Consider the following 17,160-nt stretch of genomic DNA (forward strand, 5'->3'; position numbering starts at 1 on the left):
ACGCGGCTACTTCAACAAAAACGTCGCAATCGCCGGCACGCGTTGTTCCCAATCGTCGGGAAAATGATGCCCACCGGGGTGCGTCTGGCCTTCGAACATCCACTTCGCCTTGTCGCACTCGCGAGCCCAAATTTGAACCAGCGGTGCATGCGGTTCCTCGTCGCCGTGAATCAAGACAAACCGCGCCGTTCCCTTTTCTGGATCGAGCGACGGTCGCGTTAATTGCCCCACCAGGCTTCCTCCCGGTGAAAGCGATACGCATCCGGCGTAAAGGTCGGGATGCTCTTCGGTGGCCAGCATCGCGTGCAGTGCCCCTTGCGAGAAGCCCAATAAGTACACGCGATCTAAGTCGATCACGCCGTCGAAGAGCTGCGAGGTCATGATCGCTTGCAGGTCTTCGTGCGTCGGTTCGATCGATTCGTCGGACCACTGATAGAAGTTGCCGTGCGTGGGAACGCTACCAGGGACAACCACGGCCACGAACCCCTGCTCGGCCCAAAGCCGGGCTTCGTCGAGATAGTGCAGGTGACTATCTCCGTAGCCGTGCAGCATCAAGATGACGGGCCAGCCTTGCGGAGGCTTGTCGGTTTCTGGTCGAACGGCAATCGGCTGACCGACGTGATCTGCGGCGGCGATGATGTACCGTGTGCGAATGGTTGCTAACGAATCATTGAAGTCGGAACGACGACGGATCTTGCCGAGTTCGTCGTCATGCAGTGCGGTGGGAAAGTCATCGAAGCCGCGTTGCATGGCCTGTTGAAAGGCCTCGAAGGCTTCGTCGTGCTTGCCGGACAACTCGTAATTGCATGCGAGTTGATACATCGGAAAGGCAAAGTCGATGTCGGTGTTGGCCGAGCGGACGTACATCTCTTCTGCCGCGTCGTACATGCCCAGGGCCTTCAGGGCGTCTGCCTTTTGCATGTACTGTTCGGCTTCGCTGCGAGATTCTGTCGGTTCAGGCAGCTCCCAATTATTCAGCCAGACAACCGATCGCGGCTGGAAGCGAGGGATCGACAGATCTGCAGTGGGCGCACAACCAATGGCAAGGACGAACCATCCCCACAGCAGTGAGCGGCGGAAGCATTTCATGGTAATTGTCGGTGGGATTTGGATAAGGGATATGGCAGGACTGTTAGTCTACCGACTCGTCACGAAATGCCAAGCATTTCTTTCCTGTGCCCCCAAATTCACGTGGCCACCCAACCGCAGGAAACCCGGCACTCAGCAGGGTGCGATGCCCCTCACGCGGCGTCGCACCCTTATCAAGATTGGACTGTCTAACCCGTCGAGCGTAAGCCCGCGGCGATCCCTTGGATGGTAAGACGAATGATCTGGGCCAGGCCTTCGGTGCCTTCCCCGTTGGGGTCCTCGCCGTTCTCGCGGCTTTGCTTGATCAGTTGGATCTGAATCAAGTTCAGCGGATCGACATATGGGTTACGGCTGCGAATGCTGCGATTGAGCCAACCAATCTTCTCCAGCAATTCGTGCTGTTGGCGAATGAGACAAATGGCTCCGCACGACAGACGATACTCTTCGTCGATCATCCGCCAGATGCTTTCCTGGGCCGTGCCAGCGAGTTCGGCATAATCGCGAGCAATGTCCATGTCGGCCTTGGCGAGGGCCAACTCGGCGTTGTCGATCGTGGCCTGAAAGACGGGCCATTCCTGATACATCTCTTGCAGCAGTTCCCAGTTCCCGTTCTGGGTATCGACGAGCGTGCGAATGCCCGTCCCCATGCCATACCACGCCGGCAAAAGCTGGCGTGACTGCGTCCAGGCAAAGGTCCACGGAATCGCTCGCAAATCTTTCAACGATTTACGAGCACGTCGTCGGGCAGGACGCGAGCCGATCGGCAGGCCTTCGATTTCGCTAATGGGCGTTGCCTGATCGAAGTAACGCAGGAAGTCTTCGTGCGAAACCAATTCGCGGTATTTGGCCAGCGCTGCCTGGCTCATCGAATCGGTCATTTCCTTCCAGTTGGCCATCTCAGCCGAAGCGGTCGACGCGCTGACCAACAAGGTGGCACTGGTTAGCTGCTCGATATGCCGATGGGCGATGACCGCGTTGTCGTACCGCTCGGCCAGCACTTCTCCCTGCTCGGTCAATCGCAGCTTGCCATCGACGGCCTGTGGCGGCAACGACTGGATACCGCGTGCCGCCGGACCGCCACCACGCCCCAGGCTACCGCCGCGACCGTGGAAGATGGTCATCTCGACATGGTGCTTGGCGGCCACCTCGGCCAGGCGTTCCTGAGCCTGGTGCAAGTTCCAGGAAGCGGTCAGGTAACCACCATCCTTGGTACTGTCGGAGTAGCCGACCATGATCATCTGTTCTAGCCGTGCTTGCTGTCCCAGGTAGTTGCGATAGACCGGCTGCTTGAGCATCGCCTCGAATATGGCCGGGGCCCGCTCTAAGTCGTCGATCGTTTCAAACAGCGGCGAGATCGGCAGGTAAGGTCGTGGCTTGCCGGGATACTTTTGATTCCAGACATAGTTCCACAGCCACAACACGGCAATCACATCGGCCGGCTGATGCGTCATGCTGATCACATAACCGCCAAACGGCTTCGGCCCGCCGGTCGCCATCGTGTCGGCCAGCACGCCGAAAGTCGCCAACACTTCCTGAGTCATTTCGTTGAGCTTGGTCGTGTCGACCTGCGGCTGTTGGTCGAGATCGCAAAGTCGCTTGAGCCAATCGGCTTCTTCGATCACTTGATCCTCGGGCAGATCCGCAAACAAAATCTCACGCAGCGCGGCGCGGTGGACGTCGGAGTCTTGCCGGATATCGAGCGAGAAGAAGTGGAAGCCAAAGGTATGCAGGCGATCTTTCCAGGGGTCTAAATATCTCTCGACGACGCGGCGGCCTTGATGCTCGAGCATGCTCTGACGCAGCAGCTCGACCTCGTCCATTAGCTCTTCCGGTTGTTGATAGGCGACGTGTTCGTCTCCTTCGACAAATGCCAGACCGAGCGAGACTTCGAGCCGGAACTCGATCATCTTCAGGTAGCGGCGATAGACCTCACTAGGCGAAACCTCTTCCAGGCGGGCAGACATTGGTTCCCATTGCTGGGTCGCCGTGGCCAATCGCTGGCGGATTTCATCGCTGACGGCGGCCTGACGATCAGAGGTGACCAGCGTCTTTTTCAACTCGCGACAGTACGACAGATGCCGTTCCAGGGCCGTCTTTCGTAACAAGCCCAATGTTGTCTCGGTAACCTTGGCGGTGACAAAAGGGTGCCCGTCACGGTCGCCACCAATCCAACTGCCGAAGGTTAAAAACGGCTTCGCTTCAAACTGATGGTGCGGATAATAACGTGCCAAGGCCATCCGCATTTCACGATAGATTTGCGGAGCGACATCCCATAGTGCTTCGGCGAAGAACAGGCCCCGCTCGACCTCGCCCATCACGCCAGGCCGCTGTGGACGTAGCGAGTCGGTTTGCCACAGCAGGGTCAAGTCGCTCAGGACCGCTTCAAAGTCCTCTTCGTGCGGATGAACTTCCAAGTACGGCAAGTGATCGCGGAGGCGACGCAACAGCTCACGCGTTGTACGACGTTTGGCTTCGCTGGGGTGCGCGGTAAAGACCGGGGTGATCGCCAAGCGGTCTAACCAGTCTTGCATCTCGGCGGCCGTGCAGCCACTTTCGCAAAGCTGACGAATCGCATCGGCGATCGATTCGCTACGCGGCAGGCCTTCTGCTTCGGCCTCCTCGGCTCGCTGATCGAGAATCCGCACGCGGTGGTAATCTTCGGCCAGATTTGCCAGATCGAAATAGAGACTCAGCCAGCGAATCACGCTGCGTAGCTCTTGTTTCGGGATCCGGGCAATTTCCGCCAACAAGCGTTCCTCGGCATCCGGCAAACCGGACCGCCGCTCGAGGGACATCCGGCGGATGCGATTCATGGTCTCGGCTAGTGAATCGCCCACCTGTTCGCGGACAACCTGGTCGAGCAACTCAACCAACAAATTTAACCCCGGCACATGCTCTTCGTGGTACATGTCAGTATTTGACTCGCTTCTTGGATGTCTAAACTTCGCCTCGTTAATAGGTTACCGCGAATCGGCCGAAATTCGTAGGGGGAGCCTCGTCAGGACGATCATCAAATCTGGCACGCCATGTGCAATCTGTCTTATCCCGCGTGAACCAACTACGTCCAATCCAGGAGACGAGAAATGTCCGAGCAATGGGGCTTATGCAAAGATTGTAAGTGGTGGCAGATCGAGCCTGATGCGGTCATCGAAGACCCAACGTGCGGGTACTGCATCGAGCAAGACCTACAGCCGTTTCACCTCCGAATCACCGGCAATGGCGGCTGCAATCGGTTTATGTCCGGCAAACCGGCCCGGGCCGAAGGGTCGAGCGAAAAGCCCCCTGCGGCGGTGCCTCAGCGGTAAGTATCCGCAGGCGATGACACCTAAGTACAAGCTCAAGAATCAGCGGTAGGGACTGTCGTTTTCACAACGAGTCCCTACCGCTCAATGCTGAATGTCTCGGTGAATTCAGCCTCTGCTATGTTTTACAACGAGCGTCTTAGACGCCCATGTCGAAACCTTCAACCAGATCTCGCAGCGACTTGGCTTGAGCACCGAGTTCTTCGGCACTGGCTGCCATCTCTTCGCTGGAAGCGGTCGACTGTTCGGTCACCGAGGCGACTTGCTGAACGGTGCCGTAAACCTCTTGCGACATGCTCATTTGTTCGTCGGTAGCCGAAGCAATCTCGGCGATCTTGCCTGAGGTGGCTTCCACCGCGGCAACGATCTTTTCCAACGCACTGCCGGCCTGGCCACTCAGTTCCACACCGTTGGCCACGCGAGCAGTCGATTCTTTGATCAATGCTGAAACGTCCTTGGCGGCGTTGCTGGCACGTTCGGCCAACTTGCGAACTTCGTCCGCCACCACGGCAAACCCCAGACCATGTTCCCCGGCACGAGCCGCTTCGATGGCCGCATTGAGTGCCAGAAGATTCGTTTGGCTGGCGATTTCGCTAATAACCTGAATGATCTCGCTGATCTGCTCTGAGGAGGCTTTGATCAGGTCCATCGCTTCGCCACTCTTGGTGACGGCCTGGCCCCCATCGACGGCGATCAAGTTGGTCTCGTTGGCCAGCTTGTCTGTCTCGTTAGCACGATCGCGAACACCTTGAATGCTGCGAGTCAGCTCTTGTGCCGAAGCACTGATCTGCTCGACTGCGGCGCTTTGCGTCTGAGCACCTTCGGCAACCGACTGCGAAGCTTCGCTGACGGTGGCGGCACTCTCGCTAAACTGGTTGGCACTTTCGTTGACGTTGGCAATCAATTCGGCCATGGCCAAGCGTAGACGGACTTGCTGGGTAATATCCGTGGCATATTTGACGACCTTGAACGGCTTGCCGTTGAGATCGAGAATCGGGTTGTAGGAAGCCTGAATCCAGATCTCCTTGTCACCCTTGGCAATGCGTTTGTACTGACCGGCGTCGAACTGACCCTGGTTCAGCTTTTCCCAGAACTGCTTGTACTCGTTGCTGGCGGCCAACTGCTTGTCGACAAACATCTGATGATGGCGACCTTCAAGTTCGCTCAGTGTGTAGCCGATCGCGTTCAGGAAGTTATCGTTGGCCGTGCGAATCGTGCCGTCCATGTTGAATTCGATCACTGCCTGCGATTTGCTGATCGCATCCATCTGACCTGAGAAATTAGCCGTGGCCAACTTCTGCTGAGTCACATCGGTGGCATACTTGACAACTTTGTAAGGCTTGCCGCTGGCATCGAAGATTGGGTTGTAGGAAGCCTGAATCCAGATCTCCTTCCCTCCTTTACCGATGCGTTTGTATTCGGCCGATTCAAATTCGCCACGGCGGAGCTTATCCCAGAACTGTTTGTATTCAGTACTGCGAGCATATTCTGGTTCGACAAACATCTGGTGGTGCTGGCCCTGGATCTCGCCCAGCGAGTAACCAAGTGTGCTCAAGAAGTTGTCGTTGGCCGTGAGAATGGTGCCGTCCAAGTCGAATTCGATGACGGCTTGAACTTTGCTGACGGCATTGAGCTGACCCTGAAAGTCGGCGTCCTGCATCTTTTGAGCGGTAATGTCGACGGCGTACTTTACCACTTTGATGGTCTTGCCGTTTTCGTCGAGAATTGGGTTGTAGGAAGCCTGGATCCAGATCTCTTGGCCACCTTTGCCGAAGCGTTTGTACTGACCAGCGTCGAAGTGCCCTTGGCCCAGTTTTGACCAAAAGTCGCGATACTCGGCGCTGTGGGAATAGGCCTGATCGACAAACAACCGGTGGTGTTGGCCCTGAAGTTCATCCAGCGTGTAACCAACTGCACCCAGGAAATTGTCGTTGGCGGTTAGGATCGTTCCGTCCGGCTCAAACTCGATGACGGCCTGCGACTTGCTTATCGCTGCGTTCTCGGCCTTCAGCATCGCAATTTCTTCTCGCAGCTGAGCTTCCACTAATCCTGATTGTGCGGTCGTCGTCTTAGCTTTGCGCGTGGAAGGTTTGGTCGTCGATTGAGCGGCATCGAGGGTTGCACTGGTCGGCATCTTGATCTCCTGCCATTGAAATGGCGTATTGTTAAAGCTTCAGACGTTGGTTCGACTGCGGTTGACTGTCGCAGAATTTCGTTTTTGCGTCCCAGCTATCTACGTTCTGCCGAAACAAAGTCAAATTCTTCGTTCCCCTAATGAGCAGGGACCCCTCTCAAGGAAAAATTCGCTGACTGACCGTATGTCCTTTTGAAATAATCACTTACGACACAGTTAAGGCCACTCGCATGGAGAAATATTGGGGACTCAAAGATTGTCTCGAAGTTTTCCTGCGACTGTCGTCTCACGGTCGAACGGCATGCCCCTTCGACCTCTCTGGGTCGAAACACCAGCGTGTTTAAGCTATTTTCCGGGTCTTACTTGGCGGCCCGATGACTTGCCCCGGAGAGAACCGATCGGGCCACTCTTTGCCCGAGATCTCTCACCGGAAAGGGAAAAAACTCAATTACATTCTCTAACTATGGTGAAATCTCCTTGGAAGAGCTAAGCCCTAACCAGCCATCATGACGGGTTTAATGACCTTAATTCTCAAGATGCACCGTGTTTTTTTACTGCCTGCACACCCGAAACAACTATCAGTATCAGGGTGGCAATTTGTGGATCACCTAAGTGGCTGCGGGAATACCACGACCACTAAACCCGACTTAGGTGGCAGTGCACGACTAAACCTCAATCCAAGTGATGGCGAACAGGCGTAAAACTTCTCAAAAGATAAACGTCGTTTCTCATTCACTTTCGTTGAAAAACATTGAAAATAGTCTTTACCTGATGAGACTTACTCGTGGACTTATCTCATTTGATTTTCTCCGCAGCCTTAAACTCATCTTCCTCATCTCCTTATTCTGCCATTGGGCGGTGAAAGGTCACGATTCATGAAGTCGCTTTCGTTATGCTCTGAAAACTCTGCTCGAGCCAAACGCGGGTTCACGCTCGTCGAACTGCTCGTTGTGATCGCGATCATTGGCGTGTTGGTGGCGTTGCTTCTGCCTGCCGTGCAGCAAGCTCGTGAAGCCGCGCGACGTGCCCAGTGTGTTAATAACCTGAAGAACATTGGGTTAGCGATGCACAACTATCACGACACCTACCGCAACTTTCCGTATCTCGGTTTCAGCGATTGGAACGGCGATACGATCTCGGTGTTTGGGCGTCTGCTTCCTTTCATCGAACAATCGGCCATGTACGATACGCTCGACTTCAGCGTGCGGGCCAACGACGGCAACAACCGTCTGTACCGCACCACGCCGATCGACGTTTACTCGTGCCCTTCGGAAACGGTGACCCTGGGTGAATCGAATAGCGGCAACAACCACTGGTCGCACCAACGTTACAGCTATGCCGTTTGCGTGGGGAACACGAACTACGATCAGCACGACGCCAACAACTGGGACGGTACTTACACCTACGACAACGGCGGGTCGGCTTTCAAAATGGGCGAGAACATCCGCAGCATGGCTTCGATCACCGACGGAACCAGCAATTCCGTCATGGTCTCGGAAGTCCCCATGAATCAAAACGATCAAGGCTGGCAAGGCATGTACGCCGCCGGTATCTATGCTTCGGGCGCTGGTTTCACAGGCTACCTGACCCCCAACACCAAGGCCTCGATCGACGGCGGTCGTCGCTGTTGGAATCCGGACGACTACCTGCAAAAAATCCCTTGCCATGGCGGCTCCGACAGGTGGTGGGGCGCGACGTTTGCCGCGTTCAGCATGCACCCAGGCGGCGTGAACGCTTGTAACTTCGATGGCTCGGTTAGCTTCGTGCCAGAGACAATCGATATCTGGGCATGGCGTGCTCGGACGTCAACCCAAGGTGGCGAGGTCATTGGTCAGTAACCAAATCTGGCTAGACAACGAGAACGTTCGCTACGAAAGCATGCGTTCTCTGATCTACCAGATGGAGCATCATGCAATGAGTAAAAAACAGCTTACCTCCCTGAGCAGTATCGTCGTCCTGCTGCTGTCGTTTTCCTTTCTCGTGGGTTGTGGTGCCAGCGACGGCATGATCACGATCTCGGGCAGTGTCACCCTGGATGGCGAACCGGTTGAGGATGGTTCGATCTCGCTCATGCCGCTTAAAGAAGGTGGCATGGGGGGCGGTTTGATCGAGAACGGTTACTACACAGCTAAATCGTCTCCCGGCGAAATGGCGGTTCAGATTCATGCCCACAAGATGGTCAAGAAGAAGAATCCCACGCGAGAAGAAGTGGAACGCGGCCTGACCGAAGACAGCGTCTCCATCATTCCGCCCGCTTACAACAATCAGTCTCTGCTACGCATTATGGTGGCTCCGGATCATAGGACATTCGAATTCAAATTAACGAAAGACGGAAAGATCCCCGAGGGCATGTCGACCAAGATGTAATGTCTTGACCGACATGTCTCAACGGAAAAGGTGGCTGACTTTGGCAGGGTCGGCCACCTTTTTTTATGCGCGCATGCGCAAGCATCGACGATACACCTTAAAAATGTTGCCCGCGACTTGAAACAGGGTACCGAGCAGCGACAGCGCATCGCACCAAGCATGGAATGGACGCTTGGCTACTCCATAAAGATTGCATTGGGTGCCTGCGTTACGCTTTACGGCACGACTTTCACCCGACGCCAACGAGATTTGCCGCAACGTCAGGGAGGTCCACGGCCTTGGGCTGGATGCGTGCGATGTGTCGAAGATTTAGTGGGTGCCATACCCCCGACTGCCTGGGCATGCGTTGGCACTTCACGTGGCGTCTGACCAATCGGTGGCAACGCCGGCGCATTATTCCCGTGGATACGCGAAGCGGAGCACGGACCCTGCTGCGTCGAGCGTTGCTTGAGCAGCTTTTGCAGCCGGTGCAATTCGCTCCCTTGCCGGTCGAGCACCTTGAGGTGAAACGAAACCCACGCGAACGCGCGTTCCAATTCACCAGCGGAGGGCACTCGAAGACCGTCGATGATCCTGCCGGTAGACCGGTTTCCAGGCAACGGCTTCCGGCGTTTTGTCCGCGAAAGCTGAGGCTTCTGCGCCACTTCTCGGGAAGGTTCTGTACTGACAGGCTCTTGCGGGGTAGAGGGTTCCTGGGCAAGCGACTTCGTGATCGGTGCATCCTGCGAGGAATGCTCGACCGTAGCCACTAGTCTCCCCACGACACTCGCCGGCACTTCCACCGTCACCCCGCAGGCCGAGCACAACAGGTGCTTGCCAGCGCGCACTTCTACCGGCGGAACATTCTCGCTTGAGAACGCTCTGCCGGGTTCCGCTTGGCGGTTGATTGATGACATAGGATGACTCCTGACGGTGGTGTGGATCTGGCCGCTGGCCAGGGGGAAGTGGATACTCGCGCTAGAGTTGAATTATTTCTTAGCCGTGAAGGGGCGGCATAAGAGAGGCCGCCTCTTGGCATGTCCACGAAGACTGCTCGTGGCACCCTAGATCGAGAGTGATCCGAGGGCTGATGAGATCAATGTAGTCGCCAGGTGGGTCCTTTGTATAGTAAATCTTGCGATTTTTTTTGCCCGTCGCATTGCTTAGTCTTGGTGCGACTAGCGGCGCTGCTTGCCACCCTACTATTCTAGGAGTCGGCGAAGGAGAATCGCTTGCGGTGGTTGCGACCGATCCACGGAGAGGACTCCCTGGGAAATGCTTGCCTGGCCTTGTTCGACCTGCCACAGCCAGGACGGCAGTTGCACTTTCAGCGGAACTTTGCCAAGCTTGCGAAACGTCAGCTGCAGCGTCTCGCCACTGGCTTTCACATCGAACACATGATCAGCCCAGGCAATTCGTGTGATCTCTAGGCTTGGCCAGTCGCGTGGTAGGTTCGGCTCGAGCTGAAAGCCGTCGGCCGTCGGCTTGAATCCGAGAAAGCCGTAGAGCATGGTCTGGGGAACGAGGACCGATTCCATGAACTCGTGATCGACCCCCAAGCCGCCTGGGGTGCCGCCCCCTTGCAGCGATCCTCGTCCCGGCTCGGCGTAATACTTCCGATACCCGCCGGCTGCTTCCACTTCGGCAAACCAGTCGGTGATCGCTTTCAACCGCTGGGCTGCGTTGTCGGGGCCTTTGAACCGAATGCGAGCCATCAAATCGTGATACGAGAAGCCCAGCACGGCGCCTCCATCTTGCACCTGGCCTCCCCAAGCAATGCTGCCGGGGTTATGCCATACCCAGGCATACCACTCAATGTTGCGACGCGTGGTTGCCCGGGGAGCGAACCGCCAGTGATAGATGTCGGCGCCCGTGGATGTGTCGCCAACGACTTCACGCTGACCGTCAATCCAATCCATGATCTGCATGGCCTGAATGGGGGTAGCAAACCCATAGTGGATCGCTTCCAGGTTTAGAAAGGTGAAGCCGTAATCGTGCGACTTGCCGTCGGCATCGACACACGCCACAAACCGCTGCTTCTCGGCATCCCAAAAACGCTGACCAGCGCGTTGCTTCAGATCGTTGGCAATCGAAGTGAGCGTCTCGTGACTAAGCGTCGGCGGGGCGATGTCCCACTTCGCATGCGTGGCGATTGCCTTTTCAAGGGTGGCCATCGCCAGCAATGCGTCGTACTCCATAATCGACGCGTAGCAGTCATAGTGACCAAAAGGTAGAAGATCCCAATAGTTGTTCCCGACCCCGTGCCCATGCAGCAGATGCTTGTTGCCCTGGTCATCGTGCATGAAGCCGGTGCGTCCGTCGTGCCCTGGCCACTGGACCAGCATCGCGCCTTCCTCACGTACGCTGAACTCCGTCAGGCTGTACTGTATCGCGGTTCGCATACGCTTGATGTTTTGCTTGAGAAACGCAATGTCGCGGGTCCACAGAAAGTAGTCCGTACTTCCTCGCACGAACAGGGCATTGGTAATCGGATGACGCGAGTCGGTTGCCGTGTGAATGTTGCGAATCGTGATGGCCTGAGATTTGTCGTTGCTCCACGTCAAACGGAGCTGCTCGATCTTGTCGCTCCACAACGCATGCTCGTGCACCGGAACGACGCTTAGCTTCAGCCCGGCACCGTACTGCCCGCCGACGCCGCTGTCTTTGATCACTTCGATCGAGCGAGCCGGGTCGAAACCTTCATCCCCTGCTCGCCGCCAGGCCAGCGTTGCCGGGGCGCCTTTGGGCAGTAAATCGCTCGACCATTCGATCACCACAAACGGGGCGACGAAACTATCGAACGTGCGCACCGGTAACGTCAGCGAGGTTCGCGATCCTTCGGTTGTCAGACGCAGACCGAAACTTTTGTCCTGCTGAATGTCTTTGGCCCCTTGGATGTGAAGTGCCTTCACGTTGGCGGGCTGCATGTTCATCATTTTGCGGTAGGGATCTCCTTGCACCGTGAAGTGCCAGCCGGCGCCGCCTGCTTGCTCCCACAAGGGAAAGGGCCAGCCGCCGGGATGGGCGTGGCCGCGATGCTGATCCATCACCACGTAGCCGCTGGGATCGATTTGTCGGTTCAGAAAGACGTTGCGATAGAAGCCCCGCATCGCGTCGGCGGAAGGGTCTTCGCCCACGGCCGGCCAGAGCGTCGACATGGGGATCCAAGCATCCCATAAAGTGCACTGGGTCTTAGGGCTGTGATGCCGCTGGAACATCGTCTCGAGACGCGAGGTCATTTCCTGCTGTCCCGGCACCTGGAACTTTGGCAGGGGCGTCTGAGCAGACGCGAGTGTCGCCAGCGTTAAGAGAAACACAAACGCAAACAGGGTTCGGAACGGCATGAGGGGGCATCCGTCGAGGTAGGATTGTAGGGTGGGCAGGCCTGAGTTTACCTGAACCGCCCGGCAAACTAAACCAAATTTTGCCCATGCGACCGACCAGCAGAAGCGGACAATTTGTTTGCGTCGATCGCCATCGGGTGAGATGCTAGAGAGTGACTCATCTTAACGACCTAGGAGGCTGCCATGAAGTCTGTGGTTATTCTTTGTGTTGCCGCGCTGTCGCTTTACGCTGGACCGTTCGCCCTGGCAGACTTTCCACCGGTTGATGACCGGCCTGCTCTTCCCAAACTGCAGGCTGGCTATCCTGAGAAAATCGCGTTGACCGACGTCTGGACGTTTGTCGCTGGCCAGTCTCTAGCTTTCCCTGGTTGCACATCGCGACTTCGATTTGAAGGGAAGCCAACAACCGGGTCACACGTTTACTACCAGGCCATGCCGACCAAGTGGAGCAAGTCGGAAGTGTGCGTCACGTTGACGTATGCTCACACGGGCAAATCAGGGGTGATTACGGAAGTCACCATTGGCGATCAGAACTATTATCGGGACGATCGAGCCGAGGCGTTTTTTGTGTGGGATCGACGCATGCCGTGGGAACGCTGAATAACCGTAGGCAAGCAAAGTGGCGGGAAGAAACGGTGGGTAGGAGCTTAGACCTTCGAGCCGACCATCTGGTTCCAGCAGATGCTGATGGCCATATCGGTCACAAAACCGACGAAGAAACCACCGATCACCAGCTTGGCTGGGTTTTCTAAAAGCTGACCGCCACCCATGTAGGTTGCGATCAAAGCCAATGCGACCAGGAAGGCCACCAGGTGCCCTCCTCTACCCAATGCGGTTCTTACCGCTTCTTCCCATCGTAAAAAGTCGAACGTCATCATCGCTCGGGACCTTACAGAGGTGTGCCTTATTAGAAGCACGCTTAAAACCAGGCCCTCCCTGCCAACACGTTGGTTTCCTTCCAGACAATCAGATCATCGAGCGACAACGACGCAAGTTGCGTGAATTCCTAGAAGTTCACTAGAAAAGGGGGTTTCGCAGGCCTGGTACATCAAATCGGGACCATGCCCGAGAGAGATAGTCGCCAGGCGGGGCGATACGTTGGCCGTGCTCGCACCCCACATTTACGACCTAGTGAGGGGCGAATTCTAATTGGTCGACGACCAGATCGATGTCGCGATCTTGCGTCGAGAGGACCACTTTGTAGATAACCTGGCCCAGTCGGGGCGAACTGGTCGGCGCATCTTCCGAGGCCACCTTCGGTTCCGCGACCTCTTTTTTGAATTGGGTGAGAGGGATCTCGAGCGTATGCCATTGGGACGATTCACTAGGATCAACGTCGCCGATCTCGTACGCGTAGACGCTGTCCGAGCCATGGAAGTCGGCTCCCCGGGCAAGCAGCAGGACCTGCACTTTTTCGTCTCGATTCACCCGGAAGGTGACTTTCATGCGGGCATCTTCCACCACGGTGAACAGACCTTCGCTCCACCGGTTGTACGTTTCGATTTGATACCAGGTACTACTGGGATCAAAGAAACCCGGCCGCGTCTCGGCCATCACCGCGCCGACTGACCCCGGGGGAAGTTGGTCTTGAGCCCAGATTCCTTTTCGCCAATCGCTGGGAAGTTCCTTCTCGAAATCGATTTGCCAGCGATCTGATGTGGGCATGCGCAGCTGGCTCTTGAGCGGAAGATCGCGGGCCACGGTGACCTTCTCGCCTGCCGCGACATCCACAGAACTTTGATCGCCGGTGCGATAAACGCGAACCTTCCCTTCGACGACATCCACATCGGTTCGCAGATGCGAGGCCTGCACCGAAAGCACGGTCCCCAGGACGTCGGTCACGGCCTGCTCGGTAACGACCTGCAGAGGCTGGCCGGGATGCTGCGGCTGAACGTCGGCCACGATGTTGCCAACCAACAAATCGACTTGTTTCTGATCTTCATCTCGAAAAGCGGCCTCGGTGGCACCGTGCAGACTGACGCGTGTCTCATCCGGAAACTCAATGGTTGCCGAGCTGCCGATCGCATGGGTGGTAATTTGCATTCCCACGGGAATGTCATCTCCGACGGCCAAGTCGCGAGCTTCCCCATCTGGCATCGTCACGGTCACTTTTCCGGTCGCTTGCACCAATTTGGCAACGGTGGGAAGCTGACCGGCGCGCAAATCGAGAAAGACGGCAAACGCCAAACTGGCGGCCAGGGCCATGGCTGCCGACCACCAGAAGACGGTTTGCCGAGGAAACGAAGCAGGCCTCTGCCGCGTAGGGGTGACCTCTGCAATGGTCAGGGACTGCAGCGCGATGCTGTGAAAGATCTCGAGCGCGCGGTCGTCTCCTTCCATGGCAGCCGAGAGGGCCGCCATCTCGTACTCGTCGAGGTCGTCGTCGTTATAGCGAATGATCAGTTCGATCAAGTCGTCGTCGGACATCGATTGGTCATCTTGTACTGGCGTGCTATCGTTCATGCCGTGATCCCCCGGCGTACCCGTTCACCTGTCACTGCCTCACCTATCACTGCGATGCCTCCCCGGAGAGCGTTCCTTCGACACATCGCCGGAGATCTCGATGAGCACGCGACAGACGTTTGTAAACGGCGTCGAGTGAAGCTCCGATCTGCTTGGCAACTTCGATGCAACTGAGCCCTTCCCCATACCGCAACTGAATCATCTCGCGATTACCTTGGGGCATCTTCTTCAAACACAACCGCAGCGCGTCCTTCCGGTCCGAGAGCCCCTTGGCTTGATCGTCGGAGATCGCCCAAATACGGTCCATCGCGCCACCATCCATCACGTGTGACTTGCCCCGCTGCCGCAACCAATCGACGGCCAAGTTTTTGGCGGTGGTGCGAGACCATGCCAACAGGTGCCCGTCGTCGTTAATTTGATCCCGCTGCCGAAGTGCGCGAAGGACAACCTCTTGAAAAATGTCTTCGACGGCCTGAGACTCGCGCACGATCGACCAAATCGGAACGGTCAATCGAATGCGTGCCTCGAGCAAGACTCGCACTACATCACTTTCTTGCATTGCTGACTGCCTACTAGCGCCTTTCGGTACGATTCACGGCCATCGTCTCTCGACAAACAGCCCCCACACAGAGCCAGCGGCATTGACTCATTGGTAGTAAATCGGGAGCCCCTCTGCAACGGGGAGATCGCCTGACGTTCTCATTTACAAACGCCGAAGCCGTCAAAACCTGACAGAAAACTGCCAATAATCAAAGTACTTTTATGTTCGCAAAGCTTTTTCTTCTTTTTTCGATTAATCGATGTCAGGAATCGCCGCGTACTCCGTGATTGATAAGTGGATCGGTTATTCCGCGTGGGAGAGATGCCGGAAGTGGACCGATTCGCTCTTATCTCAATGTCTCGTTTCTATTCGATCAAGTTAGAGGTGCCTCATCCATGAAAATTCTTCGGAGGCCACGCGGCTTCACCCTCGTCGAACTGTTAGTTGTGATCGCCATTATCGGCGTTTTGATTGCCCTTCTTCTGCCAGCGGTGCAGCAAGCCCGCGAAGCAGCTCGCCGAATGGCTTGCAGTAACCAACTGCGTCAAGTCGGCATTGCCCTGCACAATTACCACGATACCTTCGGCACGCTGCCACCGGGTATTGTGACCAGCAACCAGGTTTGTTGGCTGACACAGATTCTACCGCAGATTGAACAGTCGGCACTCTTCGACCAGATTGGCGCCGTGGGTGGCTTCGACGAACCGTGGGAAGACGTAACCGACATGGTCAGCACCGGTACCACACCGCTCGCGAAGACCGTGATCGATGGCTACATCTGCCCCTCGGATACCGGCGACGGGGTCAACAAGCGGCTCGGTAATTCGACCAATCAGTTCGGCAAGTCGAACTACATCGGTATCTTTTCGGCTTACTACAACGCGACCAACGCCACCGCGACCAACGGCAGTGGGGGTAGCGACCGAGAAGCGACCTTCTTCGACAACTCGTCGACCGAGTTCAGCGACATGACCGATGGTCTGAGTAACACGATCATCGTCGCGGAACGGGCTGAACGAAAAGGCTCTGGTCCTACCGGCTCGCTGTGGATCGGTTACCAAAACGACTCGGGTGGTTCGATTTCCGGCAGTATCGCCCAGTTCCAGGTCCGCCTGCGAATGGAGCGATCGTCCAACGATACCGACTACAACATCAACGGCAACAGCAACTACAACCCGAGCAGCAATCACCCCGGTGGTGCTCAGTTCCTTCGCGGCGACGCCAGCGTTGTCTTCTTGCCGGAAACCATCGACCTGCGTACCCAGGCTGCCCTGGGAACGATCGATGGTGGTGAAGTAATCGGCGAATACTAATATTTCCCAAGCAGGCAGACCGCTTCCCAGCGAAGCGGTCCGTCTGCCGCCCATACCCATTTATGTCACGAGCGCTTCGATGAAATTCCCCTTTGTACTTTCTGGTCGCTTTGCAGCGACGGCCATGGTCGCGATTACCCTGATCGGATTGGTCGGCTGCGGCTCCGGTTCCGACGTAGTTCCAGTTTCGGGTACGGTAACCCTCGATGGAGACCCACTCGCCGATGCGTTGGTTTCTTTCTATCCCCAAGAAGAAGGGAAGCGATTTTCGACCGGTACGACCGATGCCAGCGGCCATTACGAGTTGGTCTACACCAATGATCAAAACGGCGCTGCGATCGGCAAACATATCGTCAAAATCACGACGGCCACCGTCCAAGGTGAAGGAGGACCAGCGCGTCCCCCCAAAGAAAAACTGCCTGCGAAATACAACGACCAATCTGAGTTGACGGTCGACGTTACATCCAGCAGCGCCGGAAACACCAACTTCGATTTGCAATCGAAGTAACCCCCCTTTAAGAACCTCAAAAGTCCCCAGTCGATCGACGTGTATCGGCTGGGGGCTGGTACGTTCTTGTCCGCGCAGTAGACAGCGGCCTACCGCAATCGAGATTTCCAGAGACCCGCA

General features: G+C 56.4%; 14 protein-coding genes. 6 read left to right on the forward strand and 8 right to left on the reverse strand.

From position 1 onward, the window contains the following. Positions 1-6: 6 nt before the first annotated feature. Both HOV93_RS01220 and ppc read right to left on the reverse strand, forming a co-directional pair. Positions 7-1,089, reverse strand: a complete 1,083-nt coding sequence (locus HOV93_RS01220; protein WP_207394619.1) for an alpha/beta fold hydrolase — start codon at positions 1,087-1,089, stop codon at positions 7-9. Positions 1,090-1,277: 188 nt separating this feature from the next. Beyond that, entirely contained in the window at positions 1,278-3,998 is a 2,721-nt protein-coding gene (gene ppc / locus HOV93_RS01225) for a phosphoenolpyruvate carboxylase (RefSeq protein ID WP_207394620.1), read from the reverse strand. 174 nt (positions 3,999-4,172) lie between these two features. On the opposite strand from ppc, the gene HOV93_RS01230 reads away from it, so the two are divergent. Further along, the gene (locus HOV93_RS01230) at positions 4,173-4,394 is read left to right on the forward strand and encodes a hypothetical protein (protein ID WP_207394621.1); all 222 of its coding nucleotides are present in this window, start codon (positions 4,173-4,175) and stop codon (positions 4,392-4,394) included. 136 nt (positions 4,395-4,530) lie between these two features. Here the strand turns inward: HOV93_RS01230 and HOV93_RS01235 are convergent, their stop codons facing one another. Beyond that, positions 4,531-6,525, reverse strand: coding sequence for a methyl-accepting chemotaxis protein (locus HOV93_RS01235; RefSeq protein WP_207394622.1), 1,995 nt, complete (start codon positions 6,523-6,525; stop codon positions 4,531-4,533). An 875-nt stretch (positions 6,526-7,400) separates the two neighbouring features. Between HOV93_RS01235 and HOV93_RS01240 the strand changes: the two genes are divergently transcribed. Then, the gene (locus tag HOV93_RS01240) at positions 7,401-8,363 is read left to right on the forward strand and encodes a DUF1559 domain-containing protein (RefSeq protein ID WP_207394623.1); all 963 of its coding nucleotides are present in this window, start codon (positions 7,401-7,403) and stop codon (positions 8,361-8,363) included. After that, positions 8,353-8,892: a hypothetical protein gene (locus HOV93_RS01245; protein WP_207394624.1), complete on the forward strand. Its 540-nt coding sequence runs from the start codon at positions 8,353-8,355 to the stop codon at positions 8,890-8,892. The genes HOV93_RS01240 and HOV93_RS01245 overlap by 11 nt, the downstream gene beginning before the upstream one ends. Positions 8,893-9,152: 260 nt before the next feature. On the opposite strand, the gene HOV93_RS01250 is transcribed toward HOV93_RS01245, so the two are convergent. Both HOV93_RS01250 and HOV93_RS01255 read right to left on the reverse strand, forming a co-directional pair. After that, positions 9,153-9,788 carry a hypothetical protein gene (locus HOV93_RS01250; protein WP_207394625.1) on the reverse strand — a complete coding sequence of 212 codons (636 nt, stop codon included), beginning with the start codon at positions 9,786-9,788 and terminating at the stop codon, positions 9,153-9,155. Positions 9,789-10,073: 285 nt separating this feature from the next. Beyond that, on the reverse strand, positions 10,074-12,215 hold the full coding sequence (locus HOV93_RS01255; protein ID WP_207394626.1) for a glycosyl hydrolase family 65 protein: 2,142 nt from the start codon (positions 12,213-12,215) through the stop codon (positions 10,074-10,076). Between the two features lie 183 nt (positions 12,216-12,398). Here HOV93_RS01255 and HOV93_RS01260 point away from each other — a divergent pair, with 183 nt between their 5' ends. Next, positions 12,399-12,815 carry a hypothetical protein gene (locus HOV93_RS01260; protein WP_207394627.1) on the forward strand — a complete coding sequence of 139 codons (417 nt, stop codon included), beginning with the start codon at positions 12,399-12,401 and terminating at the stop codon, positions 12,813-12,815. Positions 12,816-12,862: 47 nt separating this feature from the next. Here the strand turns inward: HOV93_RS01260 and HOV93_RS01265 are convergent, their stop codons facing one another. From HOV93_RS01265 to HOV93_RS01275, 3 genes are all read right to left on the reverse strand, one after another. Further along, positions 12,863-13,093: a hypothetical protein gene (locus HOV93_RS01265; RefSeq protein WP_207394628.1), complete on the reverse strand. Its 231-nt coding sequence runs from the start codon at positions 13,091-13,093 to the stop codon at positions 12,863-12,865. Positions 13,094-13,343: 250 nt separating this feature from the next. After that, positions 13,344-14,678 (reverse strand): FecR family protein, encoded by a 1,335-nt coding sequence (locus HOV93_RS01270; RefSeq protein ID WP_207394629.1) that lies wholly within the window; start codon positions 14,676-14,678, stop codon positions 13,344-13,346. 46 nt (positions 14,679-14,724) lie between these two features. Beyond that, complete coding sequence (locus HOV93_RS01275) at positions 14,725-15,237, reverse strand: sigma-70 family RNA polymerase sigma factor (protein WP_207394630.1); 513 nt, start codon at positions 15,235-15,237, stop codon at positions 14,725-14,727. 377 nt (positions 15,238-15,614) lie between these two features. On the opposite strand from HOV93_RS01275, the gene HOV93_RS01280 reads away from it, so the two are divergent. Together HOV93_RS01280 and HOV93_RS01285 are read left to right on the forward strand one after the other, a co-directional pair. Continuing rightward, on the forward strand, positions 15,615-16,532 hold the full coding sequence (locus HOV93_RS01280; protein WP_207394631.1) for a DUF1559 family PulG-like putative transporter: 918 nt from the start codon (positions 15,615-15,617) through the stop codon (positions 16,530-16,532). Between the two features lie 79 nt (positions 16,533-16,611). Further along, positions 16,612-17,040, forward strand: a complete 429-nt coding sequence (locus HOV93_RS01285; protein ID WP_207394632.1) for a carboxypeptidase regulatory-like domain-containing protein — start codon at positions 16,612-16,614, stop codon at positions 17,038-17,040. Positions 17,041-17,160: the final 120 nt, after the last annotated feature.

The organism is Bremerella alba (assembly GCF_013618625.1).
GTDB lineage: Bacteria > Planctomycetota > Planctomycetia > Pirellulales > Pirellulaceae > Bremerella > Bremerella alba.